25 protein-coding genes and 1 tRNA gene are annotated in these 19,611 nt (G+C 72.1%); 13 read left to right on the top strand and 13 right to left on the bottom strand.

Annotated elements, in window-relative coordinates; all coding sequences use genetic code 11:
- The first annotated feature begins 113 nt into the window (after window positions 1-113).
- Window positions 114-647, top strand: a complete 534-nt coding sequence (locus KALB_RS03765) for a M78 family metallopeptidase domain-containing protein (protein WP_025354390.1) — start codon at window positions 114-116, stop codon at window positions 645-647.
- On the top strand, window positions 640-1,803 hold the full coding sequence (locus KALB_RS03760; RefSeq protein WP_025354389.1) for an MAB_1171c family putative transporter: 1,164 nt from the start codon (window positions 640-642) through the stop codon (window positions 1,801-1,803). The genes KALB_RS03765 and KALB_RS03760 overlap by 8 nt, the downstream gene beginning before the upstream one ends.
- Here the strand turns inward: KALB_RS03760 and KALB_RS49025 are convergent.
- The 7 genes from KALB_RS49025 to KALB_RS03730 form a co-directional block, all read right to left on the bottom strand.
- Window positions 1,800-2,216, bottom strand: coding sequence for a helix-turn-helix domain-containing protein (locus KALB_RS49025; RefSeq protein WP_268872262.1), 417 nt, complete (start codon window positions 2,214-2,216; stop codon window positions 1,800-1,802). The genes KALB_RS03760 and KALB_RS49025 overlap by 4 nt on opposite strands.
- A 2-nt stretch (window positions 2,217-2,218) precedes the next feature.
- Window positions 2,219-2,347, bottom strand: coding sequence for a hypothetical protein (locus KALB_RS49745; RefSeq protein WP_268872285.1), 129 nt, complete (start codon window positions 2,345-2,347; stop codon window positions 2,219-2,221).
- Window positions 2,348-3,002: 655 nt separating this feature from the next.
- Window positions 3,003-3,075 (bottom strand) — tRNA-Ala (locus KALB_RS03750).
- Window positions 3,076-3,148: 73 nt separating this feature from the next.
- Window positions 3,149-3,916, bottom strand: a complete 768-nt coding sequence (sepX, locus tag KALB_RS03745; RefSeq protein ID WP_025354387.1) for a divisome protein SepX/GlpR — start codon at window positions 3,914-3,916, stop codon at window positions 3,149-3,151.
- A gap of 141 nt (window positions 3,917-4,057) precedes the next feature.
- Window positions 4,058-4,714, bottom strand: coding sequence for a GNAT family N-acetyltransferase (locus KALB_RS03740; protein ID WP_025354386.1), 657 nt, complete (start codon window positions 4,712-4,714; stop codon window positions 4,058-4,060).
- A complete protein-coding gene (gene glp, locus KALB_RS03735) occupies window positions 4,711-5,934 on the bottom strand; it encodes a molybdotransferase-like divisome protein Glp (RefSeq protein WP_025354385.1) in 1,224 nt (407 codons plus the stop codon). The genes KALB_RS03740 and glp overlap by 4 nt, the downstream gene beginning before the upstream one ends.
- A gap of 8 nt (window positions 5,935-5,942) precedes the next feature.
- On the bottom strand, window positions 5,943-6,833 hold the full coding sequence (locus KALB_RS03730) for a UTP--glucose-1-phosphate uridylyltransferase (RefSeq protein WP_025354384.1): 891 nt from the start codon (window positions 6,831-6,833) through the stop codon (window positions 5,943-5,945).
- A 38-nt stretch (window positions 6,834-6,871) separates the two neighbouring features.
- Here KALB_RS03730 and KALB_RS03725 point away from each other — a divergent pair, with 38 nt between their 5' ends.
- The 4 genes from KALB_RS03725 to mscL all read left to right on the top strand — a co-directional run bounded on the left by KALB_RS03725 (window position 6,872) and on the right by mscL (window position 9,068).
- Entirely contained in the window at window positions 6,872-7,459 is a 588-nt protein-coding gene (locus KALB_RS03725) for a 5-formyltetrahydrofolate cyclo-ligase (protein WP_025354383.1), read from the top strand.
- A gap of 102 nt (window positions 7,460-7,561) precedes the next feature.
- The gene (locus tag KALB_RS03720) at window positions 7,562-7,903 is read left to right on the top strand and encodes an FmdB family zinc ribbon protein (protein ID WP_025354382.1); all 342 of its coding nucleotides are present in this window, start codon (window positions 7,562-7,564) and stop codon (window positions 7,901-7,903) included.
- Window positions 7,904-7,985: 82 nt separating this feature from the next.
- A complete protein-coding gene (locus tag KALB_RS03715) occupies window positions 7,986-8,627 on the top strand; it encodes an SAF domain-containing protein (RefSeq protein ID WP_025354381.1) in 642 nt (213 codons plus the stop codon).
- A gap of 57 nt (window positions 8,628-8,684) precedes the next feature.
- Entirely contained in the window at window positions 8,685-9,068 is a 384-nt protein-coding gene (gene mscL / locus KALB_RS03710) for a large conductance mechanosensitive channel protein MscL (protein WP_025354380.1), read from the top strand.
- 11 nt (window positions 9,069-9,079) lie between these two features.
- On the opposite strand, the gene KALB_RS03705 is transcribed toward mscL, so the two are convergent.
- The gene (locus KALB_RS03705) at window positions 9,080-9,265 is read right to left on the bottom strand and encodes a hypothetical protein (RefSeq protein WP_025354379.1); all 186 of its coding nucleotides are present in this window, start codon (window positions 9,263-9,265) and stop codon (window positions 9,080-9,082) included.
- A 39-nt stretch (window positions 9,266-9,304) separates the two neighbouring features.
- Here KALB_RS03705 and KALB_RS03700 point away from each other — a divergent pair, with 39 nt between their 5' ends.
- Complete coding sequence (locus KALB_RS03700) at window positions 9,305-9,589, top strand: hypothetical protein (RefSeq protein WP_025354378.1); 285 nt, start codon at window positions 9,305-9,307, stop codon at window positions 9,587-9,589.
- A gap of 45 nt (window positions 9,590-9,634) precedes the next feature.
- Here KALB_RS03700 and KALB_RS03695 read toward each other — a convergent pair whose 3' ends face one another.
- Window positions 9,635-10,135 carry a MogA/MoaB family molybdenum cofactor biosynthesis protein gene (locus KALB_RS03695; protein WP_030109015.1) on the bottom strand — a complete coding sequence of 167 codons (501 nt, stop codon included), beginning with the start codon at window positions 10,133-10,135 and terminating at the stop codon, window positions 9,635-9,637.
- Window positions 10,136-10,229: 94 nt separating this feature from the next.
- Here KALB_RS03695 and KALB_RS03690 point away from each other — a divergent pair, with 94 nt between their 5' ends.
- On the top strand, window positions 10,230-11,291 hold the full coding sequence (locus tag KALB_RS03690) for an NAD-dependent epimerase/dehydratase family protein (RefSeq protein WP_025354377.1): 1,062 nt from the start codon (window positions 10,230-10,232) through the stop codon (window positions 11,289-11,291).
- 121 nt (window positions 11,292-11,412) lie between these two features.
- Here KALB_RS03690 and KALB_RS03685 read toward each other — a convergent pair whose 3' ends face one another.
- Genes KALB_RS03685 through KALB_RS03675 form a run of 3 tightly spaced genes read right to left on the bottom strand, consistent with a single transcriptional unit; the run spans window position 11,413 to window position 14,409 of the window.
- A complete protein-coding gene (locus tag KALB_RS03685; RefSeq protein ID WP_042221610.1) occupies window positions 11,413-12,417 on the bottom strand; it encodes a sensor histidine kinase in 1,005 nt (334 codons plus the stop codon).
- Window positions 12,418-12,439: 22 nt separating this feature from the next.
- Window positions 12,440-13,129: a response regulator transcription factor gene (locus KALB_RS03680; RefSeq protein ID WP_025354375.1), complete on the bottom strand. Its 690-nt coding sequence runs from the start codon at window positions 13,127-13,129 to the stop codon at window positions 12,440-12,442.
- 5 nt (window positions 13,130-13,134) lie between these two features.
- The gene (locus KALB_RS03675; protein WP_236650165.1) at window positions 13,135-14,409 is read right to left on the bottom strand and encodes a hypothetical protein; all 1,275 of its coding nucleotides are present in this window, start codon (window positions 14,407-14,409) and stop codon (window positions 13,135-13,137) included.
- 133 nt (window positions 14,410-14,542) lie between these two features.
- On the opposite strand from KALB_RS03675, the gene KALB_RS03670 reads away from it, so the two are divergent.
- Genes KALB_RS03670 through KALB_RS03650 form a run of 5 tightly spaced genes read left to right on the top strand, consistent with a single transcriptional unit; the run spans window position 14,543 to window position 18,048 of the window.
- Entirely contained in the window at window positions 14,543-15,196 is a 654-nt protein-coding gene (locus tag KALB_RS03670) for a glycosyltransferase family 2 protein (RefSeq protein WP_025354373.1), read from the top strand.
- Window positions 15,193-15,876, top strand: coding sequence for a TIGR04282 family arsenosugar biosynthesis glycosyltransferase (locus tag KALB_RS03665; RefSeq protein WP_025354372.1), 684 nt, complete (start codon window positions 15,193-15,195; stop codon window positions 15,874-15,876). Before KALB_RS03670 ends, KALB_RS03665 begins: the two co-directional genes overlap by 4 nt.
- Window positions 15,873-16,511, top strand: a complete 639-nt coding sequence (locus KALB_RS03660; RefSeq protein WP_025354371.1) for a methyltransferase domain-containing protein — start codon at window positions 15,873-15,875, stop codon at window positions 16,509-16,511. The genes KALB_RS03665 and KALB_RS03660 overlap by 4 nt, the downstream gene beginning before the upstream one ends.
- Window positions 16,508-17,623 carry a molybdopterin-dependent oxidoreductase gene (locus KALB_RS03655; RefSeq protein WP_025354370.1) on the top strand — a complete coding sequence of 372 codons (1,116 nt, stop codon included), beginning with the start codon at window positions 16,508-16,510 and terminating at the stop codon, window positions 17,621-17,623. Before KALB_RS03660 ends, KALB_RS03655 begins: the two co-directional genes overlap by 4 nt.
- Complete coding sequence (locus tag KALB_RS03650) at window positions 17,620-18,048, top strand: hypothetical protein (RefSeq protein WP_025354369.1); 429 nt, start codon at window positions 17,620-17,622, stop codon at window positions 18,046-18,048. The genes KALB_RS03655 and KALB_RS03650 overlap by 4 nt, the downstream gene beginning before the upstream one ends.
- A gap of 70 nt (window positions 18,049-18,118) precedes the next feature.
- On the opposite strand, the gene KALB_RS03645 is transcribed toward KALB_RS03650, so the two are convergent.
- Window positions 18,119-19,591, bottom strand: coding sequence for a S1C family serine protease (locus KALB_RS03645; RefSeq protein ID WP_025354368.1), 1,473 nt, complete (start codon window positions 19,589-19,591; stop codon window positions 18,119-18,121).
- Between the last annotated feature and the right edge of the window lie 20 nt (window positions 19,592-19,611).

Genomic DNA, 19,611 nt, shown 5'->3' with positions numbered 1-19,611 from the left:
CGGGGTCGGCACGGCTGGACTCCGATCTGTCAGGTCCTCCACCTGCCATTGGCCGTTCGCCCCCGTCGAGTTCCCCGCAGGTCAGCGCCCGGGGCTACCTATACTGCCCAGCGATGAGACGGCGCGCGGAGATCCGGGGGCGGATCGAGGAGATCCTCGACGGCCTGCCCATCGGCGACCCGTTCGACATCCACGAGTTCTGCGCCGAGCTGGGCCGTCGCCGGGACCGCCCGATCCAGCTGGTGCCGATGGGCAGGTCCTCGCTGTCGGGGGCGTGGATCGCGCTGCCCGAAATGGACCTGATCTTCTACAGCGACGCGACCTCGCCGCTGCACCAGGAGAACACGATCCTGCACGAGGTGGGGCACATGCTGTTGTGTCATCGGGGTGGGGACCCGCTGCGCGATCAGCAGCTGCAGCTGCTGAAGGCGCTGATGCCGGACCTGTCCGAGGAACTGCTGCGCGAGGTGCTCGGGCGCACCGGCTACAACAACGTCGAGGAGCTGGAGGCGGAGATGTTCGCCGCCGCCGTGTGGCAGCGCGCGGGCCGCAGGCGCAGCCTGGACGAGCCGGGCGCACGGCTGCCCGAGGACGACGCCAGGGTGCTCGACCACCTGGCGGACGCGCTCGGCCCGGCGGATGACTAGCGCCGCACTGGCCGCTCTGGTCACCGCGCTGCTGGTGGCCGCGGTGGAGCTGATGTGGCTGCGCGCGATCCGTCGCAACGGCAACCGCGCGCTGCGCGTGATCTGGCTCGGTTGCCTGCTGCTCGGCGTGGCCGTGGCCATCCAGCCGGTCCACCCGGAGATCAACAGCCTGGCCGGGTTCAACCTCACCTGGCCGGTCCAGCACGTGCTGGTGGTGGGCGCCGCGCTGGCACTGCGCTCGTTCTTCACCTACTCGGTGCACGGCAGTCGACGGGTCCGGCCGCACCTGGCCTCGGCGCTGGTCGTGTCGGCGGCGCTCGTCGGGCTGTTCGCGCTGGCCGGTGACCAGATCGACACCCGGTTCGGTCCCGGCGCACCCTGGTCGGCGGTGGCGGCGGCAGCCCTGTACGACGGCTACCTCGGCGTCACGGTGGTGTCCATCGGCCTGTTGTCCTGGCGGTGGGCGGCTCGGGAGACCTCGCGCCGCTGGCTGCGCCGCGGGCTGCGCACCATCGCGGTCGGCTGCCTGGGCGCCACCGCGTTCGTCCTGCACGACCTCGTCTACATGGCCGTGTCCCTGGCCGGTGACCGGCCGTTCTGGCCGGATCGGCTGGTCAACGAGGTGGTGGCCCCCGTGTCGGTCGCGGTCTCGGTGTTCGGCGCCGCGCTGCCCACGCTCGGCCCGCGCGCCTCCGCCGCGGTGCGCGCCTGGCGGCGACGTCGCGCGCACCGCAGGCTCTACCCGCTGTGGGCCGCCCTGCACACCGCTGCCCCGCAGATCGCCATGGACCCGCCGCGCACCGCGTGGCACGACCGCGTCCGGATGCAGGACGCCGACTGGCTGCTGTACCGGCGGATCATCGAGATCTGGGACGGCCGCTCGCAGATCGGCCCGTACGTGGACAACGAGGTGCGGCGCAGGGCCGCCGAGTTGGGTGCCGAGGCCGGGCTGACCGGCGAGGACCTGTCCGCGCTCGTCGAGGCGGCGGGCATCGCCTCCGGGCTGGCCCGCGCGGAGCACACGGTGACCGCGGAGCAGGAGGACTCGGTGCCCGCCCTCACCGGCACCGCGGATCTCGCCGCGGAGGTGGCCTGGTGGACCAAGGTCGCCGTGGCCTTCGACCGGTCACCGCTGGTCCCCCGCAGCCAGCACTAGACCTCCCGGTAGCCGCGCAGGTGGAAGTGTTCCCGGTCCACCAGCACCACGGAGGCCCGGTCGTGACGGCGCCTGGTCCTCAGCAGCGAGGCGAACGCCGGGGTCTGCAGTGCCTGCGCCAGTTCCGCCTGCGCGCGCTGCCACAGCCGCTGCCACTGGTCGACCTCCCGCTCGTCGCAGCCGCAGGCCCGCACGTAGGCCAGGGTCAGCTCCAGGCCGGGCATGCGCCTGCCGTCCGCAGCCTTGGACAGCGCCGTGTACGAGAAGTGCGCCCTGCGGGCCATCTCGCGGTAGGTCGGTGTGCCCGAGCGCTCCCGCAGTCCGCGCAGCGCCCGCGCGAACCTCGACGTCGCACCGTCACCCCGGACCGCCGCCTGCGGTCGGCCCGAGGTGCGCTTCCCCGCCCCGCTGATGGCTAGCCCCTGGCCGGGCGGCGGTAGGCCCCTGTCGCCAGCGCGGTCACCGCGGACAAGGCGGTCACCGCGACCGGTACCGCGACACCTGTCACCACCATGGCCGTGACAGCGATCACAAGAACCAGCACGACGACCACTTCGGTCGGCGTGGTGGGACATCCGCGGCGTACTGGCGGGTGCGCGCGCCTGATGGTGGAGCCCAAGGCAGTTGCCTCTCTTCGACGTGGTGAACCGGATTCACGGGCGACGCCCGTCCGGGTCCCCAGAATGCCCGAGCCCGCGAGGCTCCTCCAGCGTTGCAGAGGAGTCGTCAACAATCAGCGGCGAGCCGCAACAAGCCTTTCCGCCCCGTTCTCCCACAAACCAGGTAGACACCCCTGGACCAGCACAAACGCCGCATGAAGATCAAATTCACCGCTGCGCCCACCGGCCCCCACCCATCGCCCAACGGCCCCCACCAATTCACCCCCACCGAATTCCCCACCCATTCGCGAACAGCTTTCGGCTACGAAGGCTGGCGCCCAGCCCCAGTGCTCGGGGGCGAAGCCCACCGGAGGCATGGGGGTCGCCCCCCCAGAACAAACAACGAGAAACCCCCGTCCGCGTTTTCCGCGGACGGGGTTCCCGGACTCGAGTGGACCTGGCTGGCACTTACTCCAACCCGGCACCCCGATCGGGGTGCGGAGCGGAGCCCCGGCGTGGGGGCCTGGGGGCTCGACCCCCAGAAACAAAACGAAAGACCCGTGTTCGCGCTTCCGCGAACACGGGTCTCCCGGTATTGAGTGGAGCTGAGGGGAATCGAACCCCTGACCTTCTCGATGCGAACGAGACGCGCTACCAACTGTGCTACAGCCCCGCTTGCACCATCAGCTTCCGCCTTAGTGCTCTTGAAGCATAGCAGGCGCCAAGGGGTGCTTCGCACACCCCCCTCATTCGCCGACGGCCCGCCGGAACTGCCTGCGTGCGGGCACGTCGAGGTCCTCGAAGGCGGGGTCCTCGTCGTCGATGTCGACCACGACGGTGCCGGGTGCGGCCTGGCGGGGGCGGAACACGGGGCGGCTGGGCGGGCTCTGCCGGGGAGCCTCCTCGACGAGCTGCTCGGGTTCGGCGGGCTCCTCCGCGTGCTGCTCGGCCTCGTACTCGTAGCCGTCCTCGTCGTACTCCTCGTCCTCGACCAGGTGGCGGGTGCGGGCGGAGCGGCGCTCGCGGATCTCCTGTTCGATGCGCACCTGCCTGCGCAGGTACACCAGGTAGCCGACGAGCACCAGGTCGACGGCTCCGTGCGCGCCCCAGACCAGGGGCAGCGCGAGCCCGGCGACCAGGCCGGTGACCACGGCGGCGAGCAGCAGGAGCAGCACGACGCGCTGCCGGAAGGCATACTTGGCGCGGGCGGTGGCGGCCGCAGCCTCGGGGTCGTAGCCGCCGCGACCGGGCCGGTAGGGCCTGGGCTGCTCGTAGTACTCGGGCTGTTCGGTGACCTCGTCCTCGTCGGGCGTGGCTGTCTCGGACTCGCCGACGTGTGCCATGTCGAGCTCCTCCTCAGCGTCCTCGGCTTGCGCGTGTGCGCCGCGGACCACTCGGGAGGCCAGGGCCGAGTCGGCGGTCTTGGCGACCTCCTGGCGCTTGCGCGCGATCATGGGGACCAGAACGACGAGCCACGCCACCACCAACGCGACGATGATCAACGAGCTGGGCACGTCGTCACCTCCCCTGGAGTCCGAGTGGCGCACTGACCGTCTTCGCCACGTTAGTCACAACAGTCACACGTGTCTCCGAGGCACGCCGGAGATACACGGTTCCGCAAGTGTGGTGAATAGCGCACTTTCGGGTGAACCTGGTTAGACGAGCCGGGCCCTACCGCCTGCGACCAACCGGCCTACCAGGCCGTCGGTGGCCTCCTCCGCCGTCAGGGCGAAGCAGATGTGGTCCCGCCAGTCCCCCGCGACGTCCAGGTAGCGCTGGAACAGGCCTTCCTCGCGGAACCCGGACTTGGTCAGCACGCGCAGGCTGGCCCCGTTCTCCGGACGCACGGTGGCCTCCAGCCGGTGCAGTCCGGCCGCACCGAAGCAGTGGTCGGCGACCAGCGCGACGGCGGCCGTGGCGACCCCGCCGCCGACCAGGTGGCTGGCCACCCAGTAGCCGACCCAGGCCGAGCGCAGCGAGCCGCGCAGCACGTTGCCGACGGTGATCTGCCCGGCGAGCTGGTCGTCCACGGTGATCACGAACGGCAGGGTCTGCCCACGCCTGGCCAGTGCGCGCAGGGTGGACCACTGGGCCGGCCAGGACAGCAGGCCGTTGCGCTCCGCCCAGGTGCCCGGCGCGCTGGGCTCCCAGTTCTCCAGGTGGTCGCGGTCGCGCAGGCGCAGCTGGCTCCAGGCCGAGGCGTCGCGCAGCCGGGGCGGGCGCAGCCGCACCACACCGGCCGCCACGCGCAGCGGCCCGAGCCGGACCGGCCAGCCCGGGTGCCTGCCGACGGGTGGCTCGGTGGGGGTCATCCGCGCTGGGCGAGGAAGCAGACCTGGACTTCGTCGCCGATGGCCACGTCGGTGATGTCCTCGTCGACCACGGCGAGGCAGTTCGCCTCGGCCAGTGAGGCGAGCAGGTGCGTTCCGGAGGTGCCCAGCGGCTGGAGCAGGTAGTCGTCGGTGTCGGTGTCGCGCAGCAGCTGGCCGCGCACGTACCCGCGGCGCCCCTTGGTGGAGGTGATCGGGGAGAGCAGCCGGGCGGAGACCATGCGCCGGTGCGGGTTGCGCTTGCCCAGCGCGGTCCTGATCAGCGGCCGGACCAGCACCTCGAACACCACCAGGGCGCTCATCGGGTTGCTGGGCAACAGGAAGGTGGGCACCGAGTCCGGCCCCAGCCTGCCGAAGCCCTGGGCGGAGCCGGGGTGCATGGCCACCCGGGTGGTGTCCAGCTCGCCGAGGTCGGCCAGCGCCGAGCGCACCTCGTCACCGGCGAAGCCGCCGACGCACCCGGCGACCACCACGATCTCCGACAGCAGCAGCCTGCCCTCGATCACCTCGCGGAGCCTGCGCAGATCGCTGCTGATGATGCCGACCCGCGACACCTCGGCGCCCGCGTCCCGCGCGGCGGCGGCCAGGGCGTAGGAGTTCACGTCGTAGACCTGGCCCGGGCCGGGCGTGCGGTCCACGTCCACCAGTTCGTCGCCGACGCAGATGATCGACACACGGGGCTTGGGGTGCACCAGCACCTTGTCCCTGCCCACCGCGGCCAGCAGGCCGACCTGCGCCGAGCCGATCGTGGTCCCGCCGCGCACGGCCACGTCCCCGGTCTGCACGTCCTCGCCGGTGCGCCGAACGAACGCCGCCGAGGGCACCGGGACCTGCACGGTGACCCGGGCCTGGTGCCCGTCGGTGTAGCCCAGCGGCACGACCGCGTCGGCCAGCGTGGGCAGCGGCGCCCCGGTGACCACCCGGACCGCCTGCCCCGGCTGGAGCCGCCGGGGCTGGCGCGAGCCCGCCGCGATCTCGCCGACCACCGGCAGCTGCACCGGCTCCTCGGCCGCGGCCTGCACGTCCACGCTGCGCACCGCGTACCCGTCCACGGCGGCCTGGTCGAAGCCGGGCAGCGCGCGCTCGGCGACGACCTCCTCGGCGCAGAGCAGGCCCTGCGACTCGGAGATCGCCACCCGCACGGGTGCCGGCCGCACCGCGGCGCCGAGCACGCGGGCGAGCTGGTCGTCTACTGACCTCATGGTGCCGTTCAAGCTGTCCCGATCCGACCTTCCAACCACTGACGCAGGTCAGGGCCATACTCCGGGTCCTCGAGGGCGAAGTCCACTGCGGCACGCAGGAAACCCCCCGGGTTCCCGAGGTCGTGTCGCCCACCCCGGTGGACCACCACGTGCACGGGGTGCCCCTCGGCGATCAGCAGCGCGATGGCGTCAGTGAGCTGGAGTTCGCCGCCGGCACCCGGGGTGATCCGCTTGAGGGCCTCGAACACGGCGCGGTCCAGCAGGTAGCGGCCGGCCGCCGCGAAGGTGGACGGGGCCTGGTCCGCCTTGGGCTTCTCCACCATGCCCACGACCCGCTTGACGTCCTGCTCACCGATCTCGCGCACGTCGAACACTCCGTAGGCGGAGATCTCCTCGCGCGGGATGTCGAAGGCGCAGAGCACGCTGCCGCCGTACTGGGCGCGCACCTCGGCCATCCTCGTGAGCACCCCGCGCGGCAGCACCAGGTCGTCGGGCAGCAGCACGGCCACCGCGTCGTCCTCGCCGGTCAGGTTGCCCTCGGCGCAGCCGACGGCGTGCCCGAGGCCCAGCGCCTTGTCCTGGATCGCGGTCTCCACCTGGAGCAGTTCGGGTGCCCGGCGCACCTTCGCCAGCAGGTGGTCCTTGCCGCGTTCGGCCAGGGTCTGCTCCAGTTCGGGCTGCGGCCGGAAGTACTGCGCCACCGCGTCCTTGCCCGGTGAGGTCACGATGACCAGGCGGCTGGCCCCGGCCTCGGCGGCCTCGGTGGCGACCAGCTCGATGCCCGGCGTGTCCACCACGGGCAGCAGTTCCTTGGGCACGGCCTTGGTGGTCGGCAGGAAGCGGGTGCCCAGGCCCGCGGCGGGCACGATGGCGGTGCGGAAGGGGCTCGTCGAGCTCATGGCAAGCAAGACTATCCGTCACTCTGCGAGGTGGGTTCGTGACACTGCCCGAGTTTGGTTCCGGCAAGCAGGAATGGCGAAAGCACCTGGTCAGCAGGCGCAAGGCGGTTCCAGCCGAGGTGCGCGAGGCCGAGGCGCAAGCGCTTGCGCGGTCGGCGGCGGCCCTGGCCTGGCGCGCCGCGACCGTCTGCGCCTACGTGCCGATCGGCAGCGAACCGGGTTCGCTGGCCCTGCTGGACGAACTGCGCTCGGCCGGACGGCGGGTGCTGCTCCCCGTGGTCACCGGCGCCGCACCGCTGGACTGGGGCGTGTACTTCGGCGAGGACAGCCTGGTGCCCGGCCCGCACGGGCTACGCGAGCCCAGTGGGCTGCGGCTGGGCCCGAACGCCGTGGCAAACGCCGACGCCGCGCTGGTGCCCGCGCTGGCGGTGGACCAGCGCGGGGTCCGGCTGGGCCGGGGCGCGGGGCACTACGACCGCTCGCTGGCCGGGGTGTCGGGGGTGCCGCTGATCGCCGTGGTGCGCGACGAGGAGCTGGTCGACCTGCTGCCCGGCGAACCACACGACGTGCGGATGACCGCCGCGCTGACCCCGGGCGGAGGCCTGGTCACCCTGTCAGGGATGTGACAGAGCACGAGAAGGTTTGCTTCCGGCCACCCCGGTGGCGCAGAATTGTTCTGGCACTCTGGTCCTACGAGTGCCAACACTTGAGTGCCTCACGGAGGAACCGTGCCGACCTACCAGTACGCGTGCACTGAGTGCGACCACCGGCTGGAGGCGGTCCAGTCCTTCAGCGATGACGCGCTGACGGTGTGCCCGGAGTGCGGCGGCAAGCTGCGCAAGCTCTTCGGCTCGGTGGGCGTGGTCTTCAAGGGCAGCGGCTTCTACCGCACCGACAGCCGCAACGGCTCCACCTCCGCCACTCCAGCGGCGGAGAGCAAGCCGAAGTCGGCCTCGACCAGCGAGAGCAAGTCCGAGTCGAAGTCGAGCTCGACCGACTCCAGCAGCTCCAGCTCCGCCAGCAGCAGCACAAAGTCCGCTACCAGCACAAAAGCCGCCGCGGCCTCCTAGGTTGTCCACAGCCTCGGCAAGTTGTCCACAGGCTGGGGATTGACTCTTCCGGTCGGTCCGGCGCGCTCCTAGCGTCGGATCCATGGTTATCGCACCGAAGGTCTGGCTGGCCAGGCTGGTGAGCGCCGCGGGATGGAACAGGGCAGTCCTGGTCCGCCGCGCGGTGGCCGTGCTGCTCGTGCTGGCCGCCGCCCTGATGGCGGGGTACTCCGCCCTGCACGGCCGGGAGCACGCCGTGCCCGTGCTGGTCGCTGCCAGGGACGTGGCGCCGGGCAGCACACTGCACGCCGAGGACCTCAGCGTGCGCGAATTACCCGCTGCCGCCGTGCCGGTCGGCGCGCTGCGCGAGCGGGCCGCGGCGGTCGGGCAGGTGCTGGCCGGTGCGGCACGCCCCGGCGAGCCGATCACCGACGTCCGGCTGGTCGGGGCGGAGAACACCCGGTTGAGCACGGGCGATGCCGGGTCGGCCGCCGTGCCGGTCCGGTTGGCCGAGGGCGGCGTGGCCGAACTGCTGCGGCCCGGCAGCCGGGTCGACGTGATCGGGCTGGCACCCGGACGTGAGGGTGATCCCGTGCTGGCCGCCGACGGGGTGGTCGTCACTGTGCGTCCCGCGGCCCAGCAGGGCGAACGCGGTCGGCTGGTGCTGGTGGCACTGCCCAGGCAGAGCGCGACCAGGGTGGCCTTGGCGTCACTCTCGCAACCCGTGACCGTTACCCTGCGCTGACCATTGTCTGGGCCGGCCGCCTCCCCCAGCGGTCGGCAGCTTCGAGGAGTCAGCCCCATGCTCAAGGGATTCCGGGATTTCCTGTTCCGCGGCAACATCGTCGACCTCGCCGTCGCCGTGGTCATCGGTGCCGCGTTCACCGCGCTGGTCACGGCGCTGGGCAACGCGTTCATCAACCCGCTGGTGAAGGTCTTCACCGGTGGCGGTGTCGGCGGCACGTTCACGCTGCTCGGCGTCACCTTCGACTACGGCGCGTTCCTCACGGCGCTGATCAACTTCGTGATCGTGGCCGCGGTGGTGTACTTCCTGGTCGTCGTGCCGGTGCAGCGGCTGACCAACCGGTTCAAGAAGGTCGAGGAGGAGAAGCCCGCCGGGCCCACGGAGCTGGAGTTGCTCGGCGAGATCCGCGACCTGCTGCGCGCCCAGCAGGGCCGCGACTGACCCTGGCCCGCTCAGCGGTCCTCGTGGTGGGGCGGCCGGTTCTCCCGGTACCAGTCGTCCCGCTCTCGCTCCGGCGCGCGGGGGCCGCGCTCGTCGGAGGTGGTGTCCGGCAGCACCTCGCCGAAGACCTCCTCGACGGTCGGGCGCTTGCGCGGCTGCTGGTCGTGTGGCCGTGTCACCCGTCCATCGTCCACCATGGTGGTACCCGCATTTGCATTGAGGAAGGCTGGGACGAGATGAGCTTCATCGACAAGGCCAAGGAGCTCGCGAACGACCTCGCGGAGAAGGCCGCTCCGCTCAAGGACAAGGCCACCGAGGTGGCCGGTGACCTGGCCGAGAAGGCGGCACCGCTGCGGGAGAAGGCAGAGCCCTACGTGGAGCGGGCCACCGAGGCCGCGTCCAAGGGCGTGGAGGCCGCCGTGTCCAAGCTGGACGAGATCACCGGCGGCAAGTTCAGCGAGGGCGTGAAGACCGCGGGCGAGAAGATCGACGGTCTGTTCAACGGCGAGAACAAGAAGTGAGTGCCGCGCCGGGCCCGCGAACCCCGCGGGCCCGGCGCTGCTCGCTCAGTCCTCGTCCAGCCCGGACAGCTCGCCGATGACGTGCGGCACCAGGGCGGACAGGGTGGCCATGCCGTCACGCACCGCGGCACGCGAACCAGCCAGGTTGACCACCAGGGTGCTGCCGGACACGCCGACCAGCCCGCGGGAGATGCCCGCGTCCACCGCACCCGCGGCGAGGCCGGAGGCCCGCAGTGCCTCCGCGATGCCCGGGATCGGCCGGTCGAGCACGCCCAGGGTGGCGTCCGGAGTGGCGTCACGCGGGGACACGCCCGTGCCGCCCACCGTCACCACCAGGTCGACGCCGCCGATCACGGCGGTGTTCAGCGCGTTGCGGATGGCGACGGCCTCACCGGAGACCGCGACCACACCGTCGACGATGAACCCGGCCTCTTCCAACAGCTCCGTGACGAGCGGACCGGTCTTGTCCTCGTGCTCGCCGTGCACGACCCGGTCGTCGACGATGACGACGAGGGCACGGCCGAGTCGCTGTGCGCTGCGTTCCATGACACCAACCTAGTGGTCGTCGAGTTCTGACGGTTCTGTGACGTACCGGCCCGCAGGGGCTCGGTGACGCGTTCCCGGCCCTAGCTTCGTGGGTGTGCGAGTCCTCATCACCGGAGGGGCCGGGTTCATCGGCTCCCACATCGCCGACGAACTGGCCGAGCGCGGCCACCAGGTCCTGGTCCTCGACGCCCTGCTGCCCAAGGCGCACGGCGGCAGCCAGCCGCCGGTCTGGTGTGCGCGGCACGAGTTCGTCGCGGGCGACGTGCGCGACGCCGAGACGGTCGGCGGGCTGCTGCGCGGGGTGGACGTGGTGTGCCACCAGGCGGCTGTCGTCGGGCACGGCGTGGACCCCTCCGACGCGCCGGAGTACGCCTCGCACAACGACTACGGCACCGCCGTGCTGCTCGCCGCGATGCACGCCGCCGGTGTGGGCCGTCTGGTGCTGGCCTCGTCGATGGTCGTCTACGGCGAAGGCCGCTACGCCTGCGCCGAACACGGCGTTGTCCGCCCGGAGCCCCGGCGTCAGGCCGATGTCGACGCGGGCCGCTACGACCCGCGGTGTGCCGCCTGCGGTGCCTGGCTGTCCTGGCGCCTGGTGCCTGAGGACGCACCGCTGGAGCCACGCAGCACCTATGCCGCGACCAAGTTGGCACAGGAGCACCTCGCCGCGGCGTGGGCGCGGCAGACCGGCGGCGACGTGTGGGCGATGCGCTACCACAACGTGTACGGCCCCCGGATGCCTCGGGACACTCCGTACGCGGGCGTCGCCTCGCTGTTCCGCTCCGCGCTGCGCCGGGGTGAGGCGCCAACGGTGCTGGAGGACGGCCGTCAGCAACGCGATTTCGTGCACGTGACCGACGTGGCCCGGGTCAACGCGCTGGCCGTCGAACAGCCCGGCACGAATGGGGAATTGACACCGCTGAACGTGTGCTCCGGCGAGCCGCACACCGTCGGCGAGTTGGCCGCGGAGTTGGCCCGTGCCTGCGACGGCCCGCAGCCGAAAATCGTTGGTGGCGCTCGTCCCGCGGATGTCCGGCACGTGGTCGCCGACCCCGCCCGTGCCACCGAGGCGTTGGGTTTCCGCTCGCGGGTCGGGTTCGCCGAGGGGGTCGCCGCCTTCGCCACCGACCCGCTGCGCGAGCCCGCCACGGTCTAGTTGTGCACAGCCGCCGAGTTGTCCACACGTGGATCTTCAGCAAGATCAACTAGGGGGTGCGGGCGGTAGACTGGGATCGGGGACGCCCCCCAGGGAGTGGCGGGGGACGTTCATTGGTGGGTCAGACCGCGATCGGCAGGCGGACCTCGAAGCGGCAGCCGGGGCCGTGGTTGTGTGCGGCGATCTCACCCTGGTGCGCCTCGACCAGGCCGCGGGCGATGGCCAGGCCGAGCCCGGCGCCCGCGGGCTGCTCGGAGCCGGTGCTGGGGGTGCGGGCGGAGCTGCCGCGGAAGGCCACGTCGAACACGCGGTCCAGTTCGTTGCCGGGGATGCCGCCGCAGGCATCGTCCACGCGCAGCAGGGCCTGCCCGTCCTCGGTGCCGACCAGCACGGCGACCGTGCCGTCGGGCGGGGTGTGCCGGATCGCGTTGGACAGCAGGTTGCGCACGACCCGGGCGAGTTCGGGATCGCTGCCCAGCACCACCGGCCAGGTCTCGGCCTCGGCGCGCAGCCGGACGCCCTTGCTCGCGGCGACCGGGCCCTCGGCGGCGACGGCCTCGCTGACCACGTCGCGCAGCGGCACGGCGGACATGCTCAGCCGCAGCGCGCCCGCGGTGATCCGGGACAGCTCGAACAGGTCGTCGACCATGCTGGACAGCCGCTGCGACTCGGCCCCGATACGAGTGGCGTAGCCGACCACCTCGGCGGGCTCGGACACCACCCCGTCGGCCAGCGCCTCGGCCATGGCCCGGATGCCCGCCAACGGGGTGCGCAGGTCGTGACTGATCCACGCGACGAGCTCCCGGCGAGAGGCCTCGGCGGCGCGCTCGCGGGCCCTGGCCTCACGCTCCCAGACCGTCCGCCGGGCGATGCCGCGGCCGAGCAGCACGGCGGCGGGCACGGTGATCACGGCCACCCACAGGAAGATGAGCAGCGTGGTGTTCAGCATCGCGTTGAACATGAACCCGCTCACCCCCAACACGCCGACAGCGGTGGCCAGCAGCGGGACGAGCACGAGCACGGTCAGGGAGCTGGGCAGCGAGCGCTCGCGCAGCCACTGGAGGAGCACGACGCCCAGCAGGGCTACGGGCAGGGTGAAAGCGATCGCGTACGGCGCGATGTGCATCAGTTCGGTGAGCACGGCGGCCTCACCCCGTCCTGTCGTAGCGGTAGCCGACTCCCCACACGGTGGCGATCCGCTTGGGGTTGGCGGGTTCCTCCTCCACCTTCTCCCGCAACCGTCGCACGTGGACGGTCACAGTGGACTGATCACCGAAGTCCCAGCCCCACACGCGTTCCAGGAGCTGCTGGCGACTGAAGGCGTTGCCGGGGTTGGTGATCAGGAAGGAGAGCAGGTCGAATTCCCGTGTGGTCAGGGACAACGGCTGAGCGCGCAGGAAAGCCTGCCGCGCAACGGTGTCCAGGCGCAGGTCCCCGTCGACCAGCTCGGCGGGCACGGCGGAGGGGGCGGACCCGCGGGCGCGGCGCAGCACCGAGCTCACCCGCAGCGCGAGCTCGCGCGGACTGAACGGCTTGGTGACGTAGTCGTCGGCGCCCAGTTGCAGGCCGACCACGCGGTCCTCCTCCTCACCGAGCGCGGTCAGCATGACCACCGGCACCTCGTGCTGGCGGCGCAGCCTGCGGCACACCTCCAGGCCGTCGATGCCGGGCAGCATCAGGTCCAGCACGACCAGGTCCGCTGGCTGCCTGGCGAACTCGGCCAGCGCGCTCTCCCCGTCGCCGACCACGGTCACCGCCAGCCCGGCCCGCTCCAGGTAGCGACGCACGACGTCGCGCACGGTCTCGTCGTCGTCGACCACCAGCACCCGTTCAGCCATGACCCTCACCAGTTCGTCAGCAGCACGTGGTTGACCGCCAGCGCGGTCAGCGCCTGAGCGGCCAACCACCAGCGGCGGGCCGGTCCGGGCAGCAGGGCAGCCGCCGGTACTAGCCACACCGTGAACGGTAGCCAGATCCGCTCGACCTCGGCCTTGCTCAACCCGGTCAGGTCGGCGGCGAGCACCGCGAGCAGGGCGGCCCCGGTGAGCAGCAGCAGCGGCTTGGCGGACCGGTTGAGCCTGGTCAGGCCCGCCGCGGTCGCCGGGCCGGCGGCCAGCGCGAGGGCGGCGAAGTTCGCCCACACCCAGTACCCGTACGGTCGAACCGAGGCGATGCCCTGGTAGTACCGCTCGACGACCAGGTGGTAGCCGTCCAGCCACCAGAACCCGGCGGCGGCGAAGGCCGCGACCACGGCGAGCGCACCGAGGACCGCCAGCGCGAGGCTGAGCCAGCGGCGGGTGGCGAGCACGACGCCGAGCGCGACGAGGCCGAGCAGCACCAGGCCGTACGACAGGAAGATGCCGAAGCCGAGCAGCACCCCACCACCGAGCCACGCGGCCCAGTGCCGACGTGCCAGCAGGGCGATGCCCACGGCGGTGACCCCGGCGAACAGGCCGTCGGCGGAGACCCCGACCCAGACCGCGCCGGGCAACAGGGCCAGGAAGGGCAGCGCGGACCTGGCCAGCGAGTCGGAGCCGAGCGCACGGATGGTGCCGGGCACGGCGACCGCGGTCAGCGCGCCGACGAGGACGCACAGCATGGCGGCCCACGCGCCGCCGCCCAGGCCGAGGCGGTCCAGCCACACGAACACCAGGGTCGCGCCGGGCGGGTGACCGGCCACGTGCGTGGTCCAGGAGTCGGGCTTGAAGTCGAGGATCCGCGCGCTGAACCCGCGCAGCATCGCACCGATGTCGGTGATGCCGCCGACCTCGTGCAGGTACTCGTCCTTGCGGGCCAACCGGTCGGCGACACCGCGCTGCCAGCCGTCCACCAGTGCCAGCGCGAAGGTCCACGCCACGGCGGTGAGGTAGGTCAGGGCGAGCGCGGGCCGCCAGCCGAGGCGGGCGGCCAGGCCGGGTCCCCAGAACACGACGGCCGCCGCCACGGCCAGTGCCAGCGGTGTGCCGGGACCGACGTGCGGGAGCAGCACCGCGAACAGCGGCGGGGCGCCGGCGAACAGGCTGGGCGTGTTGACCCCCACCACCGCGGCCAGCGCCACGAGCACCAACGAAGCGGCGCCTGCGATGAGATCCACACGCGATCCGGTGCGTTGGGACACCAGGCCACGATAGGGCCCGCACGGGACAGCGGACCCGTTCTGTCAGAACTTCGTAAGGAGTGGGTCGACGTCATGATTCGGTAAGCAGCGCAAGGGTTCTGCCAGTGTCCACGATGGACATACCGTCGGCTGGGTGGATCGAGTCGATGTTGTGTTGCCCTGCCTGGACGAGGCAGCGGCCCTGCCAGGGGTACTGGGCGGGTTGCCCGCCGGGTACCGCGCGATCGTGGTCGACAACGGGTCGCGGGACGGCTCCCCCGAGGTGGCCGCCGCACACGGCGCCACCGTGGTGCACGAACCGCGCCGGGGTTACGGCGCGGCGGTGCACACCGGGTTGGAGCACGCCACGAGCGAGATCGTGTGCTTCCTGGACGCCGACGGCTCCCTGGACCCGGCGCAGTTGCCGATGCTGGTGGCGCCGGTGCTGGCGGGCAAAGTCGACCTGTCGGTGGGCAGGCGAGTGCCTGTGGGGCGCGGCAGTTGGCCGTGGCACGCGCGTGCGGGCAACGCCGTGCTGGCCGCGCTCATGCGACGCCGTGGGCTCACGGTGCGGGACATCGCGCCGATCCGGGCCGTCAGGCGCACTGACCTGCTCGCGCTCGGGGTGCACGACCGTGCGTTCGGTTATCCGCTGGAGCTGCTGATCCGTGCGGCGCAGGAGCAGTGGCGGGTGGTCGAGTCCGATGTGGTGTACCGGCCCAGGACGGCGGGCACCAAGTCGAAGGTCTCCGGCTCGGTGCGCGGCACGCTGCGCGCGGTGCACGACATGGCGGGGGTGCTGCGATGACCCCGCGCTGTTGTGTGCTGGTGGTGGCCAAGGCTCCGGTCCCCGGCCTGGCCAAGACCCGCCTGTGCCCACCGGCCTCGCCGGAGCAGGCCGCCGACATCGCGGCGGCTGCGCTGCTGGACACCTTGGACGCGGTGCGCGCCGTACCCGGTGCGGCGCCAGTGGTCGCCCTCACCGGTGACCTGGCGCGGGCCAGGCGGTCCGCGGAGCTGGAGCGCGCGTTGGGCTGGTTCGACGTCATCCCGCAGCGCGGGGACGGGTTCGGTGCCCGGCTCGCGGCGGCGCACGCGGACACCGGCCAGCTGCACCCCGGCCTGCCCGTGGTGCAGATCGGCATGGACACCCCGCAGGTCAACGCCGCACTGCTGGAAAGCACGATCGTTCGTACAGTTTCCCATGGCGCGGCGCTCGGCCTGGCCGAGGACGGCGGCTGGTGGGTGCTGGGGCTGCGCGACCCGCTGCGGGCGCAGGCGCTGCGCGAGGTACCGATGTCCCAGGCGGACACGGGACATCGCACGCTGGATGCCTTGCACGATCAGGGTCTGCGCGTGGCACCGATGCCAGTTCTGTCCGATGTGGACACAGTGGCGGACGCACTCCGCGTGGCCGAGCGGATCCCGACGAGCCGGTTCGCGGCGGCCGTCGCCCAGCTGCGCAGCCTCGCCGGGGGTGTGCGGTGACGGCACCGGCCCGGGTCGCCGGGTTCGACCGCGGGCTGCTCGGCGAGCGCTGCTGGCTGGAGTGCGTCAACGGGGAGCGGGTGGTGTTGCCGGTGACACGGTGGCGTGATCGGCCCGACGCGGCCGACGAACTGCTGCTGGCGGCGTGCACGGGGCCGACGCTGGACATCGGCTGCGGACCCGGTCGGCTGGTGGCCGCGCTGACGCACCGCGGGGTGATCGCGCTGGGGGTGGACATCTCGCCGACCGCCGTGCGGCTGACCAACGAGCGTGGGGCGCCCGCGGTGTGCCGGGACGTGTTCGACCGGCTGCCCGGGGAAGGCCGCTGGCGGCACGTCCTACTGGCGGACGGCAACATCGGCATCGGCGGGGACCCGGTGGCGCTGCTGCGCAGGGTCAGGCAACTGCTGCGGGTCGGCGGCACAGCGCTGGTGGAGGTGGAACCGCCCGGCAAGGCACTGCCGCACAACCAGGTCCGACTGTCCAGTGTGGACGAGAAGGGCGACTGGTTCGACTGGGCATGGCTGGGTTCGGACGAGCTGGCCGAGGCCGCGCTGCGGGCAGGGCTGCGCGTGCGGTGGCTCGGGGAGCGGGACGGCCGCTGGTTCGCGGAGCTGGAGCGGGGTCGGTCATGAGGCTCAGGTTGCCCAAACCGCCGCAGGAGAAGGACTTCACCAGCCCGGCGCACCACGAGCGGGTCACCTCGAAGGTCGGGCTGTGGCTGGGGATCGCGTTCGGGGCCTGCTTCGTGACGGGCCTGCTCAGCCACGCCGTCCAGCACCCACCGGACTGGTTCTTCTGGCCCAGCAGGCCGATCAACCTGTACCGGGTCACGCAGGGGCTGCACGTGATCTCCGGCATCGCGGCGATCCCCTTGCTGCTGGCCAAGTTGTGGAGCGTCTACCCGAAGCTGTTCGCCAAACCGCTGGTGAGGTCCGCGCTGCACGCACTGGAGCGCGGCTCGATCTTCGTGCTGATCGGCGCGGCCTTCTTCGAGCTGGCAACGGGTCTGTTCAACGCGGCGCAGAACTACCCGTGGCAGTTCTACTTCGTCAGCGCGCACTACGCGGTGGCCTGGATCGCGGTCGGCGCGCTGCTCGTGCACATCGCGGTGAAGCTGCCGGTGATCCGCGGGGCGCTCACCCGTGAGCGGACCACGGACCTGGACCGGCGTGCGTTCCTGCGCACGACCTGGCTGACCACCGGTGTCGCCGTGCTGGTGACGGCGGGCTCGACCGTGCCCTGGCTGCGGGAGGTCTCCGCGCTGTCCTCGCGCTCGGACAAGGGGCCGCAGGGCCTGCCGGTGAACCGCAACGCGCTGGCCGCGGGCGTGACGAACGTGGCTGCCAACTGGCGGCTGGAGATCATCGGCCCGCACGGCACGACCTCGTTGAGCCGCGAGCAGTTGCAGGCCATGCCGCAGACCACCGCGGAGCTGCCCATCGCCTGCGTGGAGGGCTGGAGCCAGTCGGCGACCTGGACCGGGGTTCCGGTGGCAGAGCTGATCAGACTCGTTGGCGCGCAACCGGGTTCGGTGGTCCGGGTGGACTCGTTGGAGCGCGGCGGCCTGTACCGGTCGAGCACGCTGCCCGGCGAGCACACCAGCGATCCGTTGACCTTGCTGGCCTTGCGCCTGGACGGGCACGTGCTCAGCCCGGACCACGGCTACCCGTGCCGGATCATCGCGCCGAGCAGGCCAGGGGTGTTGCAGACCAAGTGGGTCAGCAAGCTGGAGGTGCTGGCATGAGGATCGTGCTCGCGGTGCTGGGGCTGGCGGCGGGCCTGTGGGGTGCCTGGCTGGCACTGCCGCTGGTGACCTTCTCCCCCTCGGTGACGGTGTCCGTGCTGGCCTGGCTGGGCGGTGGGCCGGTGCTGCACGACGCGCTGCTGGCCCCGGTCGTCGGCGGCGTGTCCTTCGCGGTGCTGCGCTGGGCGGCCCCGGCCTGGCGGCGCCCGCTGCTCTGCGGCCTGGCGATCACCGGTGTGGTCAGCCTGCTGGCGGTTCCCGCGCTGTGGCGCACCTATGCCAACCCCGAGGCCACACCTGGCCTGCACGACCGGGACTACGCGCTGGGCGTGGCGGTCACACTCGCCGTGGTGTGGCTGCTCGTGGTGCTGGTGGGCCTGGTGCGCCAGCGGCACGAGAAAGCGGGGCCACGCTCGGCCGGGTGAGGGGGAGGAACCCGGCTTTCGCGTGACCCCGCGACCCGGTCCGATGGCGGCGGACCGGGAGCTTGGTCGATCAGTTCTGGACGTTGACCGGGACCCCGGTCAGGGTGGCCTCCACGGTCTTGCCGCTGGCCAGGGTCAGCGTGACCTTGTCGCCGGGGGCCTGGGCGTGCACGGCGGCCACCAGGGAGTCCGAGGTGGTGATCGCACGGTCGTTCAGCTTGGTCACCACATCGCCCGGCTTGAGCCCGGCCTGCTCGGCCGCGCCGCCCGCGGTGACGGTCTGCACCGAGGCCCCGCCGCTGTCGGCGTTGCCCACGGTCACGCCCAGCAGGGTCTGCGTGGCCTTGCCGGTCTGCTGGATCTGCTGCGCGGTCCGCTTGGCCTGGTCGACCGGGATGGCGAAGCCGATGCCCACCGAGCCGCCCTGGCTCTGCGCCGAGGAACCCGGGCTGGAGATCGCCGAGTTGATGCCGATGACCTGGCCCTGCATGTTCAGCAGCGGGCCGCCGGAGTTGCCCGGGTTGATCGAGGCGTCGGTCTGGATCGCGTCCAGCACGGTGGCCTGCGAGGTCTGGCCCTGGTCCTGGCTCTGGCCCTGGTTGCCCAGCCCGCCGCCGTTGCCCCGGCCGCGCGGGGTCTGCGGCTGCTCGGAGCCCACGTTCACCGGCCGGTGCAGCGAGCTGACGATGCCGGTGGTGACGGTGCCCGCCAGGTCGAAGGGCGAGCCGATGGCCACCACCTGCTGGCCGATCTGGAGGTCGTCGGAGCGGCCCAGTTGCGCGGTGGTCAGCCCGGACACGTTCTGCGCCTTGATCACGGCCACGTCGGTCGTCGGGTCGCGGCCGATGATGACGGCGGCGGCCTTCTTGCCGTTGGAGAAGTCCACCTCGATCTGCCCGCCGCCCGCGGCGGAGGCGATCACGTGGTTGTTGGTGAGGATGGTGCCGTCGCTGGTGACGACGATGCCGGAGCCCTCGCCCTCCTGGGTCTTGATCTCGACCACCGCGGGCGCCACCTTGTTCGCCACGTCGGTGACGGACCCGGGGGTCACGTTGGAGGCGTTCTTGGCCGGGGCGGGCGCGTTGAGCGCGTTGATCACCTGGCCGCCCTGCTGGGCGAACAGGTAACCACCCAGCGCGCCCGCCCCTCCGCCGACCAGCAGCGCCAGCACGGTGACCCCGACCACCAGCTTGGCGCCGCCGGAGCGGCGGGGTTCGGCGACGGGCATGTGCACGGTTGTCGGACCCTGCTGCCCGTCGAAGGTTTGGTAACCGCCGAAGGGCTGGGGCCCCTGCTGCCACTGACCCGTCGGCGGCTCCTGACCCGGCAGGCCCTGCACCTGCGCGGGTTGCTCGTGACCCGGCGCGCCCTGTCCGGCGGGCTGCCCGGTGTACCCCGGCGCCCACGGGCTCTGCGGCGTGGACGGCGGGGTGCTCCCCGTGGCGGGCGGCGGCGTGCTCGCGCCCTGCTGGGCCGCCTGGTCGGCTGACTGCTCGGGCCGCTCAGGAGTGGACCCCGCGGCTCCCGGGAAGTTCTCGGTCATGGCACCTACTGTGCCGGGTG

The organism is Kutzneria viridogrisea DSM 43870 (genome assembly GCF_000525635.1).
GTDB classification, from domain to species: domain Bacteria; phylum Actinomycetota; class Actinomycetes; order Mycobacteriales; family Pseudonocardiaceae; genus Kutzneria; species Kutzneria viridogrisea.
This window is presented reverse-complemented; position numbering and strand designations above follow the sequence as displayed.

Bases quoted from the DNA above. Each gene is read 5' to 3' on its own strand.
- KALB_RS03760 (WP_025354389.1), top strand. From the start codon at position 640: ATGACTAGCGCCGCACTGGCCGCTCTGGTCACCGCGCTGCTGGTGGCC.
- KALB_RS03705 (WP_025354379.1), bottom strand. From the start codon at position 9,265: ATGGTGGACGATGGACGGGTGACACGGCCACACGACCAGCAGCCGCGC.
- glp (WP_025354385.1), bottom strand. From the start codon at position 5,934: ATGAGGTCAGTAGACGACCAGCTCGCCCGCGTGCTCGGCGCCGCGGTG.
- KALB_RS03645 (WP_025354368.1), bottom strand. From the start codon at position 19,591: ATGACCGAGAACTTCCCGGGAGCCGCGGGGTCCACTCCTGAGCGGCCC.
- KALB_RS03700 (WP_025354378.1), top strand. From the start codon at position 9,305: ATGAGCTTCATCGACAAGGCCAAGGAGCTCGCGAACGACCTCGCGGAG.
- mscL (WP_025354380.1), top strand. From the start codon at position 8,685: ATGCTCAAGGGATTCCGGGATTTCCTGTTCCGCGGCAACATCGTCGAC.
- KALB_RS03650 (WP_025354369.1), top strand. From the start codon at position 17,620: ATGAGGATCGTGCTCGCGGTGCTGGGGCTGGCGGCGGGCCTGTGGGGT.
- KALB_RS03695 (WP_030109015.1), bottom strand. From the start codon at position 10,135: ATGGAACGCAGCGCACAGCGACTCGGCCGTGCCCTCGTCGTCATCGTC.
- KALB_RS03715 (WP_025354381.1), top strand. From the start codon at position 7,986: ATGGTTATCGCACCGAAGGTCTGGCTGGCCAGGCTGGTGAGCGCCGCG.
- KALB_RS03765 (WP_025354390.1), top strand. From the start codon at position 114: ATGAGACGGCGCGCGGAGATCCGGGGGCGGATCGAGGAGATCCTCGAC.
- KALB_RS03680 (WP_025354375.1), bottom strand. From the start codon at position 13,129: ATGGCTGAACGGGTGCTGGTGGTCGACGACGACGAGACCGTGCGCGAC.
- KALB_RS03740 (WP_025354386.1), bottom strand. From the start codon at position 4,714: ATGACCCCCACCGAGCCACCCGTCGGCAGGCACCCGGGCTGGCCGGTC.
- KALB_RS03730 (WP_025354384.1), bottom strand. From the start codon at position 6,833: ATGAGCTCGACGAGCCCCTTCCGCACCGCCATCGTGCCCGCCGCGGGC.
- KALB_RS03665 (WP_025354372.1), top strand. From the start codon at position 15,193: ATGACCCCGCGCTGTTGTGTGCTGGTGGTGGCCAAGGCTCCGGTCCCC.
- KALB_RS03655 (WP_025354370.1), top strand. From the start codon at position 16,508: ATGAGGCTCAGGTTGCCCAAACCGCCGCAGGAGAAGGACTTCACCAGC.
- KALB_RS03685 (WP_042221610.1), bottom strand. From the start codon at position 12,417: ATGCACATCGCGCCGTACGCGATCGCTTTCACCCTGCCCGTAGCCCTG.